This is a genomic window from Streptomyces sp. NPDC099050 (assembly GCF_044759865.1).
Lineage (GTDB): Bacteria > Actinomycetota > Actinomycetes > Streptomycetales > Streptomycetaceae > Streptomyces.
This window is the reverse complement of the sequence record NZ_JBIWAE010000003.1, coordinates 328,161-344,148: the sequence shown is the minus strand read 5'-3', so window position 1 is coordinate 344,148 and position 15,988 is coordinate 328,161. Positions and strand designations below refer to the sequence as shown.

The window sequence follows — 15,988 nt, the reverse complement described above, 5'->3', positions numbered from 1 at the left end:
TCAGCCCCTGCCGTGCACGAGCGTGAACACCGCGCCCTCCGGGTCCGTGACCACGGCCAGCCGGCCGCTCAGCCCCTCGCGGGGCGGCTGCACGATCCCGCCGCCGAGCCGCAGGACCCGGGCGGCGGCCGCGTCGGTGTCCTCCACCTCGAAGTACGTCATCCAGTGCGGCCCCCGGTCGTGGGGCAGGGAGCGTCCGACCCCGTGCACGGCCGCCACCGGCCGGCCCTGCAGGGACAGCGTGAGGTAGTCGAATTCGTCGGCGGCATCGCCCGCGCCGGCGTGCGCCCGGGCCTCGTGGCCGAAGACGTGCTCGTAGAACTTCCCGACCGTGGAGGTGTCCTGCGTGACCAGCTCGTGCCACACCGGGGTGCCGGGCCCCCCGGCCAGCCGGGTCCCGATGTGGGACGCCGCCTGCCAGAGCCCGAAGATCGCGCCCAGCGGGTCCGAGCAGATCGCCACCCGCCCCGCGATTCCGGCATCGAGCGGGCCCACCGCCACCGTGCCGCCGCAGGAGCGGATGGATTCGGCCGTGGCGTCGGCGTCGTCCGTGGCGAGGTACGTGGTCCAGGCCACCGGCAGCTGGCGATCCGGCGGCATCTCGCCGATGCCGGCCACCTCCAGCCCCCCGAGCATGGCCCGGACGTACGGGCCCAGCTGCTCGGGGCCGGGCTCGTACTCCCAGCCGAACAGGTCGGCGTAGAACTCCTCGGTGGTCCCGAGGCCGTGCACCATCAGGCTCGCCCAGCACGGCGTGCCGGGCGTGCGCCGCGTTGCTTCCGATGCCTCGGTCATGTCAGCAGTCTCCTCCGTCGTCACGCTCGTGACCCTTCCCGGAGCTGATGCTTCCACTCCGGGAGGCCCGGCGCGCCCCGACCGGCCGGGTTTCGCGGGAGCCGGGAGAGATGTCCGGATCAGTGCGGCCCGTCGATGTCGGACTTGTTACGCGGGGTGGTTGGCGGGGAGCAAAATGGCCCGCATGACTGCGAACCCGCCCCGCTCTCCGCTCGTCTCCGCCACCGCCCTGAGGGAGGAGCTGGCCGGCCCGCTGCCGCCGGTGCTCCTCGACGTCCGCTGGCAGCTCGGCGGCCCGAACCTGCGGCCCGAGTACGAGGCCGGGCACCTCCCGAACGCGGTGTACGTCGACCTCGACGCGGAACTGGCAGGCCCGGCGGGTTCCGGCGGCCGGCACCCGCTGCCCGATCCCGAGGAATTCGGGGCGGTGATGCGGCGGGCCGGGGTCTCGGAGCGGACTCCGGTGGTCGTGTACGACGGCGGCCTGGGCTGGGCGGCGGCGCGCGCGTGGTGGCTGTTGCGCTGGACGGGTCACGCGCGGGTGCGGGTCCTGGACGGGGGACTGGCCGCGTGGCAGGCGGCCGACGGCCCCCTGTCGGCCGAGGTCACTCCTGTGAGCGAGGGTGATTTCAAGCCAAATCCGGGTGCCATCGGACTGCTGGACGCCGACGGGGCCGCCGCACTGGCCCGGACGGGTGTGCTACTGGACGCACGGGCGGGCGAACGGTACCGGGGCGAGGTCGAACCGATCGACCCGGTCGGGGGCCACATCCCGGGGGCGCTGTCGGCGCCGACCACGGAGAACACGGGACCGGGCGGCCTGCTCCTGGACCGCGAGGCCCTGCGGGACCGCTTCGAAGGCCTCGGTGTCCACGCCGACACCGGCACCCCGGTCGGGGTCTACTGCGGCTCGGGCGTCTCGGGGGCCCACGAGGTCCTGGCGCTGGCGGCGGCGGGCATCCCGGCGGCCCTGTACGCGGGCAGCTGGTCGGAATGGTCCGCGGACCCGTCGCGCGAGGTGGCCGTCGGCGAGCTGCCGGGCTGAGGGGTGCCCCGCCGATCGGGCCGGCTCGGGGAGCGGTGACAGACGCCGCGAGCCCGGCCCGATCGGCAAGACACCCCCGGGGCACGCGGCCCCGAGCCCCGATGGCGGACTCCGCCGCCGGGGCCCGGGGCCGGGCTACTCCTGCTTCTTGCGGCGCGTGCCGAAGACGATCTCGTCCCAGCTCGGCACCGCCGCGCGGCGGCCAGGGCGCACCCCGTCGGCCTCCGCCTGCCGGTCGGTGGTTCCCGTCAGCCGGTCGCGGTGTCCCGCCACGGTGCGCGGCATCAGGACGTCGGCGTACGCGGAACCCGCGCCGGCCGACGCCGAAGCGGCGGGCGGCTCCTCCAGCTCCGGCTCCATGACCGGCTCCGGGACGACCAGGTCGCCGCGGAAGCTCGGGACCGCCTCCAGCAGGGCCGTCAGCGTGTCCCGCTCCTCCTCGGCCTCCGGCTCCGGCGGCGGAGGAGGAGCGGTGGGCCGTTCCATCTGCCGGTCGAGGGCCCGGTCCAGCGGCCTGTCGCGCGGCAGCCGCGCGATCCTCGGCACGAACGGGAAGCTCGGCTCCGGGGTCGCCGGCAGGTCGTCCGACTCGCCGATCAGCGAGCGGGCCTCGTCGTCCACGGCCACGACCAGCCGGCGCGGCGGGTCGTACGTCCAGCTCGCCGAGTGCGGTTCGCCCGCGACCCGGTAGACCAGCAGGACCTCCCAGGTGCCGTCGTCGCGGCGCCAGGAGTCCCACTGGACGGATTCCTTCTCGGCCCCGCGCAGCGAGAGCCTCTCCTGCACGGCCTCGCCGAGCTGGGGTCCGGTGTTCTCGCCGGGCCGGCGCACGGGGGTCTTGCGGGCCCGCTCCGCCATGAACGCGCGCTCGGCGAGCACGGGGCCCTCGAAGCGGCGTACCCGGTCGACGGGGATGCCGGCCATCTGAGCGACCTCCTCCGCGGAGGCACCGGCCCGTATGCGGGCCTGGATGTCGCGGGGGCGGAGGTGGCTCTCCACCTCGATCTCGATCTGGTTCAGGCGCGCACGGTCGTTACGTACGGCAGCCCGGAGACGCTCGTCGATCGGAAGCGTGTACTCCGTGCTGTCCGCAGCCTTGAGCACCAGTCGTGTGCCGTCATTGGAGACGGCCACGACACGCAGTTCGGGCATGGGGACCTCCCGGGTGGTGCCTGCCGACGTCACGTGCGTCGCTGCTTCCGCTAGTCGAGTGTGGCCTGCCCGGGTGCAGCCTGCCACTACCTTGCCGAGTTAAACCGGCGTGTCGGGCATGCGCCCTTGATCGCTGTTATGGCACGGTTACCTGTTGGGCACGCACAGTGACCGAACGATTACTGTGCGCAGCAGGATCCCGTGCAATACCGCGGCATCGCCGGTCTCGAGTGCCGTTTTCCATCAGCCGGCCCCCTCTCCCGGGTCCGGACATCCGAAAGGAAGGACGGCCCCAGGGCTCGCCACAGTACTCCATTCGGGCCACCTGGGTGGACCGCCGCGCCGCCGAAGTTGTCCCGGACGGCGGGAGTTGGGCTGCCCTGGATCGGGTCCACATCCGGCCGGACCTGCCTACGCACCCGTTTTCGGGTGTCCTGCTTCACAGAATCTCCGGAAACGGAACTATTCGTTTCGCTGACGTGTCAGTAACGGGAGAAGGCGTTGGAGCGCGAAGGGCAGGACACGCAGGGGATGGCGATGGGTCAGAAGACGGAGCTGGACGTGGAACCGGAGCGGGAGAAGGAGAAGAAGCTCGATCTGAGCGCGGCTCAGGTCGCGGGTTCCTCCCTCGCCACGGTCGCGGCGGCGCTGCTGGCCTCGCAGATGGGCGTCTACGGGACCATTCTCGGCGCCGGAGTGGTGAGCGTGGTGGCCACCGCGGGCGGACCCGTCATCCAGCACTTCTTCCGCCGCACCGGCGACCAGCTCCGCGAGACGGCCCGGCCGAAGGCCCGTCAGGTCCCGGTGGAGGGGCCGCGGGAGGAGCCCCACGGGGTACGGGCGCCCGACGGGACGATGATGCTGCGTCAGGTCCCGCCGCCGCCGGAGGTCTCGGAGGAGTTCGGCGAGGCCACCGTGCACGGCAAGCGGTTCCGGGGCTGGAAGCGCACGGCGGTCGCCTCGGGGGCGGCCTTCGCCATCGCCCTCGGCGGCATCGGGACCTACGAGGCGATCGCCGACACCTCCGTCAGCAAGGGGGGCGGGACCGTCTTCTCCGGCGGCACCCACCAGGTCTCCGAGGAGAAGCCGGCCCCGCCCGGCGGGGAAAGCGGCGGCAAGGGCGGGAAGACCCCGGACTCCGGGAGTTCTCCGAGCCCTTCGACCGGCCACGGCGGCCGGGGCCCGAGCCCCGACCCCAGCCCCTCGCACTCCGTGGACCCGACGCCGAGCCCGATCCCGCCGAAGCCCACCCCGACGCCGAAGCCCACGCCCACCCCGACGCCGACCCCCACGCCCACCCCGACCCCGAGCCCCGGCAAGCCGACGCCGGGCGGCGGGTCGGGCGAGGGATCCGCCGCCCAGGGGACGCCCGCTCCCTGAGTCGGCCCGGCCGCACGGGCTCGATCCCCTGGGCTCAATTCCCTGGGCTCAATCCCCCAGAACGCGCCGCAGGTAGTCGTTGCCGAAGACCCGGTCCGGGTCCAGCCGGTCCCGGAGCGCGGTGAACTCCCCGAAGCGCGGGTACACCTGGGCGAAGTACTCCGCGTCCCGCGTGTGCACCTTGCCCCAGTGCGGCCGCCCGCCGTACTCGGTGAAGATCCGCTCGGCGGCCGTGAAGTAGGCCTGGTAGGGGGTGCCCTTGTACATGTGCACCGCGATGTACGCGCTCTCGCGGCCCGAGGCCGTCGACAGGGTGATGTCGTCCGCCGGAGCCGTCCGCACCTCCACCGGGAAGCTGATCCGCAGGCCGGAGCGGTCCACCATGGCCTTCAGCTCCCGCAGCGCCTCCACGACCCGCTCGCGCGGAAGGGCGTACTCCATCTCCACGAACCGCACCCGGCGCGGGCTGGTGAACACCTTGTACGGGATGTCCGTGTAGGTGCGCGCCGACAGGGCGCGGCTCGCGATCCGGGCGATGGAGGGGATGGTCGCGGGGACGGCGCGGCCGAAGGAGTTCACGGCCTGGAACAGGCCGTTGGACAGCAGCTCGTCCTCGATCCAGGCGGAGACCGCTCCGGGCGGGGCGGCGGGGCCCTGGCTGCGGTTGTTGCGCTTGGTGTTGCAGTTGCCGGTGTGCGGGAACCAGTAGAACTCGAAGTGCTCGTTCTCCGCGTGGTGCTGGTCGAACTCCTCCGTCACCCGGTCGAAGCTCATCGGCTCCTCACGGGCGGTCAGGAAGAAGAGCGGTTCCACGGCGAAGGTGAGCGCGGTGACGACGCCGAGCGCCCCGATGCCGAGCCGGGCCGCCGCGAAGACCTCCGGGTGCTCCTTCTCGGAGCACACCAGCAGCTCGCCGTTGGCCGTGACCAGCTCCAGGCCACGGATCTGGGCGGCGATGGAGGCCGAGTCGCGGCCGGTTCCGTGGGTGCCGGTGCTGGTGGCGCCCGAGACCGTCTGCTCCATGATGTCGCCCATGTTGGTGAGCGACAGGCCCTCCTTGGCGAGGGCCAGGTTGAGGTCCTTCAGGACCGTGCCCGCCGCCACGGTGACGGTGCCCGCTTCCCGGTCGATCGACTGGATCCCGGCCAGCGCCTGCGGGCGGATCAGTACGCCGTCGGTCGCGGCGGCCGCGGTGAAGGAGTGGCCGGTGCCGACCGCCTTCACCTTCAGCCCGTCCCCGGCGGCCCGGCGGACCGCCTCCCGGAGCTCGCCGACCGATGCCGGGGTGACCACCCGGGCGGGCGTGGCGCTGACGTTGCCCGCCCAGTTATGCCACGCGGCGGTCCGTGTCCCGCTGCTGCCTGCTGTCCCCGTCGTCGCCATCGTTGGAAGGCTCCTCCCCTTGCGCCGGCCTCGTCAGCCGGCGATAACCCGCGAACGCAACCGCCGCCGCGGCGGTCCCCGCCGAGATGGAGACGACGTACCCGCTCCTCGCGCCGGCGGCGTCGATGACCCAGCCGGCCACGGAGGAGCCGAGCGCCACCCCGACCGCGAGGCCGGTGCTGATCCAGGTCATGCCCTCGGTCAGCTTCGCGCGTGGTACGTGCGCCTCGATCAGGGCCATCGTGGTGATCATCGTGGGAGCGATGGCGAGGCCCGAGACGAAGAGCGCCACGGCCAGAAACGGAAGGTTCCCGGCCAGTAGGAGGGGGATCATACTCACGGCCATCGCACATATGCCCAGCACCCACCTGCGTTCCGGCTTGCCCTTGAGGTGCAGCAGGCCGAAGACGATGCCGGCGAGGCAGGAACCGACCGCCCAGATGGCCAGGATGAAGCTGGCCCACGCCTTGTGCCCCTGCTCGTCGGCGAAGGCCAGGGTGACCACGTCGATGGAGCCGAAGATGGCCCCGGTGGCCACGAAGGTGCCCATCAGCACCTGGAGTCCGGGGGAGCGCAGGGCCGAAGTCCGGTCGGCGTCCTCGCCGCGCGGGTGCGGGGCCGGTTCGGTGGCGCGCTGCGCGGTGAGCCACCACACGCCCACCAGCAGGCACACCCCGGCGACCAGCGGGCCCGCCTCGGGGAACCAGGTGGTGGAGAGCCCGATGGCGAGGATCGGCCCGAAGATGAAGCAGACCTCGTCCAGGACGGATTCCAGCGAGTACGCCGTGTGCAGTTCGCGCGGCGAGTCCCGGTAGATGGCCGTCCACCGGGCGCGGATCATCGAGCCCACGCTGGGTACGCAGCCGGCGAGCGCGGCGAAGACGAAGAGGGTCCAGTCGGGCGTGTTGTTCGCCGCGCACAGCAGCAGGCCGGAGATGGCCAGGAGCGCGAGCAGGGTGGCCGGCCGCAGGACGCGGCGCTGGCCGTACTGGTCGACCAGGCGGGAGACCTGCGGGCCGATCGCCGCGGCGGAGAGCGCGAGGGTGGCGGTGAGGGCGCCGGCCAGCGAGTAGCGGCCGGTGAGCTCGGAGATCATCGTCAGGATGCCGATGCCGACCATGGAGAGGGGCAGCCGGCCTATGAGGCCGGCCGCGCTGAAGCCCCGGCTCCCGGGGGCGGCGAAGATCGCGCGGTAGGGACTGGGCAAGGTGCCCTCCGTAAGGGACGTCATTGGCCCATACAGGTTACGGCCGCACACAAGGCACGCGCGCGGGGAGGAACCGGACGGGGGCCGAAGGGCCCGTACCCGCGGGTCGAGCGGTCCCGGAGGCCGGACCTGTTTTCCGCGGGGCGGCGGCGGGTGGCAGGATTCGAAGCATGTCTGACCAGCTCCGCGCCTGCGCCCCCGGCTCGGCCGAAGGCCCCGCCGCCCCCTATGACGCCCTCCTGCTGCTGTCCTTCGGCGGCCCCGAGGGGCCCGACGACGTCGTGCCGTTCCTGGAGAACGTCACGCGCGGCCGGGGCATCCCGCGCGAACGGCTCAAGGAGGTCGGGCAGCACTACTTCGGTTTCGGCGGCGTCAGCCCGATCAACGGCCAGAACCGCGAGCTGCTGGACGCCCTCCGCGAGGACTTCGCCGGGCACGGGCTGGACCTGCCGGTGTACTGGGGCAACCGCAACTGGGCCCCTTATCTGAACGACGTGATGCGCGAGCTGGCCGCCGACGGACGCCGCCGCGTCGCGGTGCTCGCGACCAGCGCGTACGCCTCGTACTCGGGCTGCCGGCAGTACCGCGAGAACCTCGCCGACGCGCTCGCCCTGCTCGTGGAGGAGGGCGTGGCCGAGGCGGACCTGCCGAAGGTCGACAAGCTGCGGCACTACTTCAACCACCCCGGCTTCGTGCAGCCCATGATCGACGGGGTGCTGGCCTCGCTGGCGGCGCTGCCCGAGGAGGTCCGCGCCGGGGCGCACCTGGCCTTCACCACGCATTCCATCCCGACCGCGGCCGCTGACGCCTCCGGCCCGGCGGAGGGTCACACGGCGGACGGCGCGGGCGGGGCCTACGTCAAGCAGCACCTGGACGTCGCCAAGGTGATCGCCGACGCGGTCCGCGCCGAGACCGGCACCGAGCTGCCCTGGGAACTCGTCTACCAGTCGCGCAGCGGCGCCCCGCACATCCCGTGGCTGGAGCCGGACATCTGCGACCACCTGGAGGCCCTGCACGAGGCGGACGCCCCGGCGGTGGTCATGGTGCCGATCGGCTTCGTCTCGGACCACATGGAGGTGCTGTACGACCTCGACACGGAGGCGACGGCCAAGGCCGCCGAGCTGGGGCTGCCGATCGCCCGCTCGGCCACGGTCGGCTCCAACCCCCGGTTCGCGGCGGCGGTACGGGACCTCGTGCTGGAGCGGGCCGCGGCGGAACGCGGCGAGTCCGTGGAGCGTTGCGCGCTCGGGCTGCTCGGCGCGAGCCACGACCTGTGCGCCGTGGGCTGCTGCCCGGCGCGCGGGCCCCGGCAGGCGGCCGCCGGCGTGGACAGTCCGTACGCGTAGCCGCCGCTGCGCGCGGTGAAGGCCGCGCGGTGAAGGGTGCGCAGAGCGGGGCGCGCAGTGAAGTCCGCAGAAGTCGATGAACGGGAGCCGGGCGTGATCTCCGAAGAGCTGAAGACCGAACTGCTGGACGTGGCCCTGGAGGCGGCCGCCCGGGCGGGCGCGCTGCTGCGGGACGGGCGGCCCGCCGATCTGGCGGTCGCCTCGACCAAGTCGAGCCCGATCGACGTGGTGACCGAGATGGACATCGCGGCCGAGAAGCTGATCACCGGCATCCTCGCGGAGCGGCGGCCCGAGGACGGGCTGCTGGGCGAGGAGGGCTCGGAATCGGCCGGCACCAGCGGCGTGCGGTGGGTCATCGACCCGCTGGACGGCACGGTGAACTACCTCTACGGGCTCCCCACCTGGGGCGTCTCCATCGCGGCCGAGTACCGGGGCGAGACGGTGGCCGGGGTCGTGGCGGCGCCGATGCGCGGGGAGACGTACCACGCGGTGCTGGGGCGCGGGGCCTGGCTGGGCGGGGTCCGCCTCGCCTGCCGGCCGGCCGCTCCGCTGGACCAGGCGCTGATCGGCACCGGGTTCGCGTACGTCCAGAGCCGGCGGGCGCACCAGGCCGACGTGGCGCGGCGGATCATCCCGCTGGTCCGGGACGTCCGGCGCGGCGGCTCGGCGGCGATCGACCTGTGCGACGTGGCCGCCGGACGGCTGGACGGGTACTGGGAGCGCGGGCTGAACCCGTGGGACCTGGCGGCGGGCGAGCTGATCGCGCGGGAGGCGGGCGCGGTGACGGGCGGCCGCGCCGGGGAGCCCGCCTCGGGCGAGCTCGCGCTGGCGGCGACCCCGGCGGTGTTCGCCTCGCTGCGGCCGCTGCTGGAGGAGGCCGGGGCCTGGCACGACTGAGCGGGCGCGCCCCGGGTCCGGCGCGACCGGGCGCCAGGACCGTGGGGCCCCGGGCATGAGGGAACCCCGGCGGCCGGGTGGCGGCCTCCGGGGTCCGGGGGTGTGCGAGAACCGGTGGCTGGATACCGGTGGCTGGAGTCAGCAGGCGGAGACGGTGACCGGAACGCCGTGATCGGCTGCGATGCGCTGGAGGTCTTCCAGCTCCGCCTGTTCCACTTCCACGAGGAAGTCGTCGCCCGTCTCGCGAGCCTGCCTGAGGTCCGACTGCGTGCTCCTGATGCGCTGCAGGAGACCCGCGGTGAATGCGTCCATGGTGGGTTCGCCCCCTCTTCGTGGGTCGGCGGCGGCACGTGGCAGTGCGCCGTCAGGGAGGTGTTCGGGGTGTGAAGTCGTCCTCCCCGCCGCGTTGGACCCAGAAACCTCGTAAGGCGAGGGAATCCTCACTTCCGTCCCTCGGGTCCCGCCTGAGCACCCCCTGAGCACCGCCTGAGCACCCCCTGAGCCCCCCTCGCGCGCCCCCGAGCGGCGTCTTACAGCCGGTTTACCGGCGAAAGGGGCAGGATGGTCGACACATGACACCCCTGCCCTGACGGGCTCTGAGGAAGGAAACGACGTGCGCGTACTCGTCGTCGAGGACGAGCAGCTGCTCGCCGATGCGGTGGCCACCGGACTGCGCCGGGAGGCCATGGCCGTGGACGTCGTGTACGACGGTGCCGCGGCCCTGGAGCGCGTCGGAGTGAACGACTACGACGTGGTCGTGCTCGACCGGGACCTCCCGCTCGTGCACGGCGACGACGTGTGCCGGAAGATCGTCGAGCTCGGCATGCCCACCCGCGTGCTCATGCTGACGGCCTCCGGCGATGTGAGCGACCGGGTCGAGGGCCTGGAGATCGGGGCGGACGACTATCTGCCCAAGCCCTTCGCGTTCGCCGAGCTGACCGCCCGGGTACGGGCGCTGGGCCGGCGCACCACGGTCGCGCTGCCCCCCGTGCTGGAGCGCGCGGGCATCAAGCTGGACCCGAACCGGCGCGAGGTGTTCCGCGAGGGCAAGGAGGTGCAGCTGGCGCCGAAGGAGTTCGCGGTGCTGGAGGTCCTCATGCGCAGCGAGGGCACGGTCGTGTCCGCCGAACAGCTCCTGGAGAAGGCGTGGGACGAGAACACGGATCCCTTCACCAACGTGGTGCGCGTGACGGTGATGACGCTGCGCCGCAAGCTCGGGGAGCCGCCGGTCATCGTGACCGTCCCCGGTTCCGGCTACCGGATCTGACGCGGGTGGCCGCGACCCCGGCGCCACCCTCCGCGCCACCGAAACCGACCTGGGACCCCGGCCAGCCCGAGGGTCCTTTCCCTTGGCTGCGGCCGACCATCCGGATACGTCTCACGCTGCTGTACGGCGGGATGTTCCTGATCGCGGGCATCCTGCTGCTGTCGATCATCTACCTGCTGTCGGCCCAGGCGCTGCGGCAGGGCAACGCGCTGCCGTTCACCATCGTGGGCGGCGGCCCGATCCAGGTCACGAGCAGCTGCCCCGGTGTGAGCGGCACGGGCCAGATGCCCGACCAGTTCAACGCCGCGATCAACACGTGCATCCTGGAACAGCGCCGGCACGCGCTGGACGACCTGCTGAGCCGCTCGCTGATGGCGCTGATGGGGCTGAGCATCATCGCCTTCGCCTTCGGCTACGCGATGGCCGGACGGGTGCTCTCGCCGCTCGGCAAGATCACCCGGACCGCCCGCCGGGTGGTCGGCTCCGACCTCACCCGGCGGATCGAGCTGGACGGTCCGGACGACGAGCTCAAGGAGCTCGCCGACACCTTCGACGAGATGCTCGACCGGCTGGAGCGGGCCTTCACGGCCCAGCAGCGGTTCGTGGCCAACGCCTCGCACGAGCTGCGGACCCCGCTGGCCATCAACCGGACGCTGCTGGAGGTGCACCTCTCCGATCCCGGGGCACCGGTGGAGCTCCAGCAGCTCGGAAAGACCCTGCTCGCCACCAACGAACGCAGCGAGCAGCTGGTCGAGGGCCTGCTGCTGCTGGCCCGCAGCGACAACCAGATCATCGAGCGCAAGCCCGTGGACCTGGCGGAGGTGGCCTCGCGCGCCCTCGACCAGGCGCGCGGGGAGGCGCAGGCCAAGGGCGTGGAGATCCGCGGGGAGCGCGCGCTGGCCGTGGTCCAGGGCAACGGCGTGCTGCTGGAGCGGATCGCGCTCAACCTGGTGCAGAACGCCGTGCGTTACAACGTGCCCGAGGGCGGCTGGGTGGAGGTCACCACCGAGGCCGTGCACGGGCAGGCGGTCCTGCTGGTATCGAACACGGGTCCCGTCGTTCCCGCGTACGAGGTGGACAACCTCTTCGAGCCCTTCAGGCGGCTGCGTACGGAGCGCACGGGCAGCGACAAGGGTGTCGGGCTCGGCCTGTCGATCGCGCGCTCCGTGGCGCGCGCACACGGCGGGAGGATCCAGGCGGTCCCGCGCGAGGGCGGTGGCCTCGTGATGCGTGTCACTCTGCCTTTGTGAGGACGACCGCCGCCCTTGTGGCGCCGATCACCCCGTGTTCGCTGTTGGCTGAATGCTTGGGTCATGAAGGCAGTGGCTTCTGTGCGATCGATCACAGTGGTGAGTGTCCGTCCCTATGCGCTCAGTGACCTTGGAGGGGCCGGAAAGCCCGGGAAGTCCGGGTTTCCGGCCCCCCTGGTGGCGGGAAATACATGGGGTGGCGTTTGTGCAAGACGGCCCCCGGACCGTGTACGGTCCCGGTCGTCATCCCAGCCAATCGCTCGTCTGAATGTGCGGCTGGGTGTCGATTGAGTAACAGACCTTGATGTGAGGCAAAATCTCCGCCTCAGGTCGGGCACAAGTCCGGCCTCTCGCGCGTTACGTGCGCTGAGACACCCGCTAAATCCCAGAGGGGGAGAGCGAACTATGGCAACGGACTACGACACCCCGCGCAAGACCGACGACGACGTAGACAGCGACAGCATCGAAGAGCTGAAGGCTCGTCGCAACGAGAAGTCGTCGTCGAACGTCGACCTGGACGAAATCGACAACGCGGAGGGCCTCGACCTGCCCGGCGCAGACCTCTCGAACGAGGAACTGGCCGTACGGGTCCTGCCGAAGCAGGCCGACGAGTTCACCTGCACGAGCTGCTTCCTGGTGCACCACCGCAGCCAGCTGGCGCGCGAGAAGAACGGTCAGCCGATCTGCCGCGAATGCGACTGAGAGGCATCGGCCGTGACTGGCTCGACACCATTTCGGAAGCGGCGCTTCCGAAAAGCTGGTGATCCGGCGGAGACGCACGAGGGAACCGGGGGCCTGGAAACAGGCCCTGGAGCCCCGGGCGTACCCGCCGTGCTCCCCGACACCGCCGAGGCGGTGACGTCGGCCTCCGAGGCCGGCGAGGGGCCCCGGAAGAACTCCGGGGTCCGTCGGCTGCAAGCCGTCAAGAACGGTGTGCGCAAGGGCGGCGAAAGCGCCAGGGCCGCCGCCCTTTACCTCACCGACCGAGTCATCGAGAACGCCCCGCGCGTTCCGGTTCGGGACCTCGCGACCCTGCGCGCGCAGTTCCCGGGCCTCGGGCCCGATCAGCTGGCCGACAAGCTGATCTCGGGCGCCGCCAACGCCACTTCCACGGTCGGCGCCGGGATCGGCGCGGCCGCCATGCTGCCGGTGCCTCCCGCCATGCCCGCCGAGCTGGCCGCCGAGATCACCGGGGTCGCCGCGATCGAGCTGAAGCTCATCGCCGAACTCCACGAGGTCTACGGACTGCGACCGCCCGGCAACCTCAAGGACCGCAGCGTCGCCTACCTCACGTCCTGGACGGAGGAGCGCGGGGTCGACCTGACCAAGCCGACCACGCTGAACGCCGCGCTCGGCGGCCAGATGAAGCGCGAACTGCGCCAGCAGATCACGAAGCGGATGTTCCGCAACCTGCCCAACCTGATGCCGTTCATGGTCGGCGCCGCGGTCGGAGCGGTCATGAACCGCCGGGACACCCGAAAACTCGCCGAGAAGGTACGTACGGACCTGCGGGCCCGCGCCGTGGCCTGGAACGCGCTGCCGCAGCTCCCGCCCCTGGAACGGCCCGCCGAGGCCCTTCCCGAGGCCGCCAGGGCCGCCATCGAGGGCCGGATGTTCGACCCGCGGGCCATCGACCCCCGCGGCGGCGAACCGCGGGACTGAGCCCGGCCGGGGTCAGTCCCGGCCCTGCGCCGCGCGGATGGCCGCCGCCAGGGCCTGCGGCTCGCGGGTGGAGACGTAGACGTACGGGGTCGGGTCGGACGGGTCGGTGACCTCGACGCGGACCGCCGTCGGCACGTAGCTGCGCATCAGCATGAAGGCCCGCATGTCGGCCTTGTACGTGCGCCAGGCGCGGGCCTCCTCCGCGTCCAGCACCTCCGGGTCGCCGAGCGCCGCCACCGGGATCCGGGCCTCCCCGGCGGCCAGCGCTCCGCCCACCACGCGCACGCGCTGGGAACCGTACGAACTCACCAGGAGGCCCGTCAGCGCGGTGCCCCCGATCAGCCCGGCGAGCAGCGGCAGCGTGCCCAGCGGGAGCAGCATCAGCGCGCAGGCCAGGCCGGTGAGGGCGGTGATGGCCCACCAGGAACGGGGGGCTGTCAGACGTTCGTCGTAGTGCGCGGGGGAGAGCTGCATGCGGCCAAGCCTGCCACGAGGCGACCGGCGGGTAGCCGCGCGGGTAAGGTCTGCGGCTGTGAGTGGACGAAACACAGCGTTGACGCCTCCCGCCGACGCCACGGCGCCGGTGCGGCACCCCGATGCCCCGGCCCCCGGCGAACTCCTCGGCGCGCACTACGAGCACTGCTTCGGCTGCGGCGACGGACAGCCGCACGGACTGCACCTGGCGGCCCGCGCGGGCGAGGGCGTGCGCGTCACCGCCGAGTTCACCGTCAAGGCCGCCCACCAGGGTGCGCCCGGCCTCGCGCACGGCGGCGTCCTCGCCACCGCGCTCGACGAGACCCTGGGCTCCCTGAACTGGCTGCTGCGCGTCATCGCCGTCACCGGCCGGCTGGAGACGGACTTCGTCCGGCCCGTGCCCGTGGACACCGTGCTGTACCTGGAGGCCGAGGTCACCGCCGTCGCCGGCCGGAAGATCTACTCCCGCGCGGTCGGCCGAATAGGCGGACCGCGGGGCCCGGTCGCGCTGCGCGCCGACGCCCTCTTCATCGAGGTGAAGGTCGACCACTTCATCGACAACGGACGGCCCGAGGAGATCCGGGCGGCGATGGCCGACCCGGACCAGGTCAGGCGCGCACGCGCCTTCGAGGTGAACCCCTGATGTCTGAGAACAACACCGGCGTGGACGTCGCCATCCGGCGCGTCGACCCGGAGGTGCCGATTCCGGCCTACGGGCACCCCGGCGACGCCGGCTGCGATCTGGTCACCACGGTGGCCGCGGAGCTGGAGCCGGGGGAGCGGGCGGTCCTGCCCACGGGGATCTCCATCGCACTGCCCGAGGGCTACGCGGCGTTCGTGCACCCGCGCTCGGGCCTGGCCGCCCGCTGCGGGCTCGCCCTCGTGAATGCCCCGGGGACGGTGGATGCCGGGTACCGTGGGGAGATCAAGGTGATCGTGGTCAATCTCGACCCGCGCGAGAGCGTCAGGTTCGAGCGTTTCGACCGCATTGCCCAGCTGGTTGTCCAGCGAGTCGAGCAGGTGCGCTTCCGCGAGGTGGCGCAGCTTCCCGACTCGGCGCGGGCCGAGGGGGGTTTCGGCTCCACCGGTGGTCATGCGGCCGTGGCCGGATCCGGCGCTGGTCAGCAGGGTGGGAATGGCTACGCTTCGGTCGTACACGACCGGGAAGGACAGTGACGTGTTCGGACGTCGCAAGAAGAACGACTCCGTCAAGGACGGCGGCGCGGCCGAGCAGGTCGTCGACGGCGTAGGTGCCGATGAGCAGGACGGCACGGAGGAGAACGACGCGGTCCAGCCGCGCAGGGTGAACCTGCCGCCGGCCCCGCGTCCCGACGGCCCGTGGGACATCTCGGAGGTCCCCGGCAACCCCGAGGAAGGCCGGGTCGACCTCGGCGGCATCCTCGTACCGGGTGTCGAGGGCATGGAGCTGCGCGTCGAGGTCGCCGGGGACGCGATCGTCGCCGCGACCGTGGTGCTCGGCGACAGTGCCGTGCAGCTGCAGGCCTTCGCCGCTCCGCGCAAGGAAGGCATCTGGGGCGAGGTCCGCGAGGAGATCGCCGAGGGCATCACCAAGCAGGGCGGCATCATCGACGAGGTCGAGGGTCCGCTGGGCTGGGAGCTGCGCGCGCAGGTCCCCGTACCGCTCCCGGACGGACAGACCGGCGCCCAGCTGGTCCGCTTCGTCGGGGTGGACGGCCCGCGCTGGTTCCTGCGCGGTGTCATCTCCGGCCAGGGCGCGGTGCGTCCCGAGTCGGCCGGTGTGCTGGAGCGGATCTTCCTGGACACCGTCGTGGTCCGCGGCGAGGGCCCGATGGCCCCGCGCGACCCGATCGTCCTGAAGCTGCCGAACGACGCGCAGATGGTGCCGGACGGCGTGCAGACCGACGACGCGGCGGACCAGGAAGGCTCCCGCTTCGGCGGTGGCATGGGCCAGCTGGAGCGCGGCCCGGAGATCACCGAGGTCCGCTGACCCCGGCTCGATCCGTAACGGCGATGGGCCGCACCCCTCCGGGGGTGCGGCCCATCGCCGTATCCGCGGCGCTACGGCCCCGTCCCCGCCCGGGGGCGTCAGGGAAGCGTCAGAGATCCGCCCGCGGCAGGTCATCGGCGCGTGAACGGGGCGGACGTCCC

17 protein-coding genes are annotated in these 15,988 nt (G+C 72.4%); 11 read left to right on the top strand and 6 right to left on the bottom strand.

Annotated elements, in window-relative coordinates:
• Positions 1–795, bottom strand: coding sequence for a VOC family protein (locus ACIQV3_RS07365; protein ID WP_403710635.1), 795 nt, complete (start codon positions 793–795; stop codon positions 1–3).
• A gap of 184 nt (positions 796–979) precedes the next feature.
• On the opposite strand from ACIQV3_RS07365, the gene ACIQV3_RS07360 reads away from it, so the two are divergent.
• Positions 980–1,840 (top strand): sulfurtransferase, encoded by an 861-nt coding sequence (locus ACIQV3_RS07360; RefSeq protein ID WP_403710633.1) that lies wholly within the window; start codon positions 980–982, stop codon positions 1,838–1,840.
• Between the two features lie 135 nt (positions 1,841–1,975).
• Here ACIQV3_RS07360 and sepH read toward each other — a convergent pair whose 3' ends face one another.
• Complete coding sequence (gene sepH / locus ACIQV3_RS07355; protein WP_403710632.1) at positions 1,976–2,992, bottom strand: septation protein SepH; 1,017 nt, start codon at positions 2,990–2,992, stop codon at positions 1,976–1,978.
• A gap of 537 nt (positions 2,993–3,529) precedes the next feature.
• On the opposite strand from sepH, the gene ACIQV3_RS07350 reads away from it, so the two are divergent.
• Positions 3,530–4,372 (top strand): hypothetical protein, encoded by an 843-nt coding sequence (locus ACIQV3_RS07350; protein WP_403710630.1) that lies wholly within the window; start codon positions 3,530–3,532, stop codon positions 4,370–4,372.
• Positions 4,373–4,420: 48 nt separating this feature from the next.
• On the opposite strand, the gene ACIQV3_RS07345 is transcribed toward ACIQV3_RS07350, so the two are convergent.
• Complete coding sequence (locus tag ACIQV3_RS07345; protein ID WP_403710628.1) at positions 4,421–5,755, bottom strand: D-arabinono-1,4-lactone oxidase; 1,335 nt, start codon at positions 5,753–5,755, stop codon at positions 4,421–4,423.
• On the bottom strand, positions 5,700–6,962 hold the full coding sequence (locus tag ACIQV3_RS07340; RefSeq protein WP_403710626.1) for an MFS transporter: 1,263 nt from the start codon (positions 6,960–6,962) through the stop codon (positions 5,700–5,702). Before ACIQV3_RS07340 ends, ACIQV3_RS07345 begins: the two co-directional genes overlap by 56 nt.
• Positions 6,963–7,132: 170 nt before the next feature.
• On the opposite strand from ACIQV3_RS07340, the gene ACIQV3_RS07335 reads away from it, so the two are divergent.
• A complete protein-coding gene (locus ACIQV3_RS07335; RefSeq protein WP_403710624.1) occupies positions 7,133–8,308 on the top strand; it encodes a ferrochelatase in 1,176 nt (391 codons plus the stop codon).
• A gap of 93 nt (positions 8,309–8,401) precedes the next feature.
• Positions 8,402–9,205, top strand: coding sequence for an inositol monophosphatase family protein (locus ACIQV3_RS07330; RefSeq protein ID WP_403710622.1), 804 nt, complete (start codon positions 8,402–8,404; stop codon positions 9,203–9,205).
• A gap of 138 nt (positions 9,206–9,343) precedes the next feature.
• Here the strand turns inward: ACIQV3_RS07330 and ACIQV3_RS07325 are convergent, their stop codons facing one another.
• Positions 9,344–9,517 (bottom strand): hypothetical protein, encoded by a 174-nt coding sequence (locus ACIQV3_RS07325; protein WP_204357838.1) that lies wholly within the window; start codon positions 9,515–9,517, stop codon positions 9,344–9,346.
• Positions 9,518–9,818: 301 nt separating this feature from the next.
• On the opposite strand from ACIQV3_RS07325, the gene ACIQV3_RS07320 reads away from it, so the two are divergent.
• From ACIQV3_RS07320 to ACIQV3_RS07305, 4 genes are all read left to right on the top strand, one after another.
• Positions 9,819–10,472 carry a response regulator transcription factor gene (locus ACIQV3_RS07320; RefSeq protein ID WP_403710620.1) on the top strand — a complete coding sequence of 218 codons (654 nt, stop codon included), beginning with the start codon at positions 9,819–9,821 and terminating at the stop codon, positions 10,470–10,472.
• A 5-nt stretch (positions 10,473–10,477) separates the two neighbouring features.
• Complete coding sequence (locus tag ACIQV3_RS07315) at positions 10,478–11,722, top strand: sensor histidine kinase (RefSeq protein ID WP_389690232.1); 1,245 nt, start codon at positions 10,478–10,480, stop codon at positions 11,720–11,722.
• A 405-nt stretch (positions 11,723–12,127) separates the two neighbouring features.
• Complete coding sequence (locus ACIQV3_RS07310; protein ID WP_403710618.1) at positions 12,128–12,424, top strand: DUF4193 domain-containing protein; 297 nt, start codon at positions 12,128–12,130, stop codon at positions 12,422–12,424.
• A 12-nt stretch (positions 12,425–12,436) separates the two neighbouring features.
• Positions 12,437–13,384 (top strand): hypothetical protein, encoded by a 948-nt coding sequence (locus ACIQV3_RS07305; protein WP_403710616.1) that lies wholly within the window; start codon positions 12,437–12,439, stop codon positions 13,382–13,384.
• 12 nt (positions 13,385–13,396) lie between these two features.
• On the opposite strand, the gene ACIQV3_RS07300 is transcribed toward ACIQV3_RS07305, so the two are convergent.
• Positions 13,397–13,858 (bottom strand): DUF3093 domain-containing protein, encoded by a 462-nt coding sequence (locus ACIQV3_RS07300; RefSeq protein WP_327304131.1) that lies wholly within the window; start codon positions 13,856–13,858, stop codon positions 13,397–13,399.
• A gap of 58 nt (positions 13,859–13,916) precedes the next feature.
• On the opposite strand from ACIQV3_RS07300, the gene ACIQV3_RS07295 reads away from it, so the two are divergent.
• Genes ACIQV3_RS07295 through ACIQV3_RS07285 form a run of 3 tightly spaced genes read left to right on the top strand, consistent with a single transcriptional unit; the run spans position 13,917 to position 15,827 of the window.
• Positions 13,917–14,501 carry a PaaI family thioesterase gene (locus tag ACIQV3_RS07295; RefSeq protein ID WP_403710614.1) on the top strand — a complete coding sequence of 195 codons (585 nt, stop codon included), beginning with the start codon at positions 13,917–13,919 and terminating at the stop codon, positions 14,499–14,501.
• Entirely contained in the window at positions 14,501–15,034 is a 534-nt protein-coding gene (gene dut, locus ACIQV3_RS07290) for a dUTP diphosphatase (RefSeq protein ID WP_266886143.1), read from the top strand. The genes ACIQV3_RS07295 and dut overlap by 1 nt, the downstream gene beginning before the upstream one ends.
• Before the next feature lies 1 nt (position 15,035).
• Positions 15,036–15,827, top strand: a complete 792-nt coding sequence (locus ACIQV3_RS07285) for a DUF3710 domain-containing protein (RefSeq protein WP_403710612.1) — start codon at positions 15,036–15,038, stop codon at positions 15,825–15,827.
• Positions 15,828–15,988: the final 161 nt, after the last annotated feature.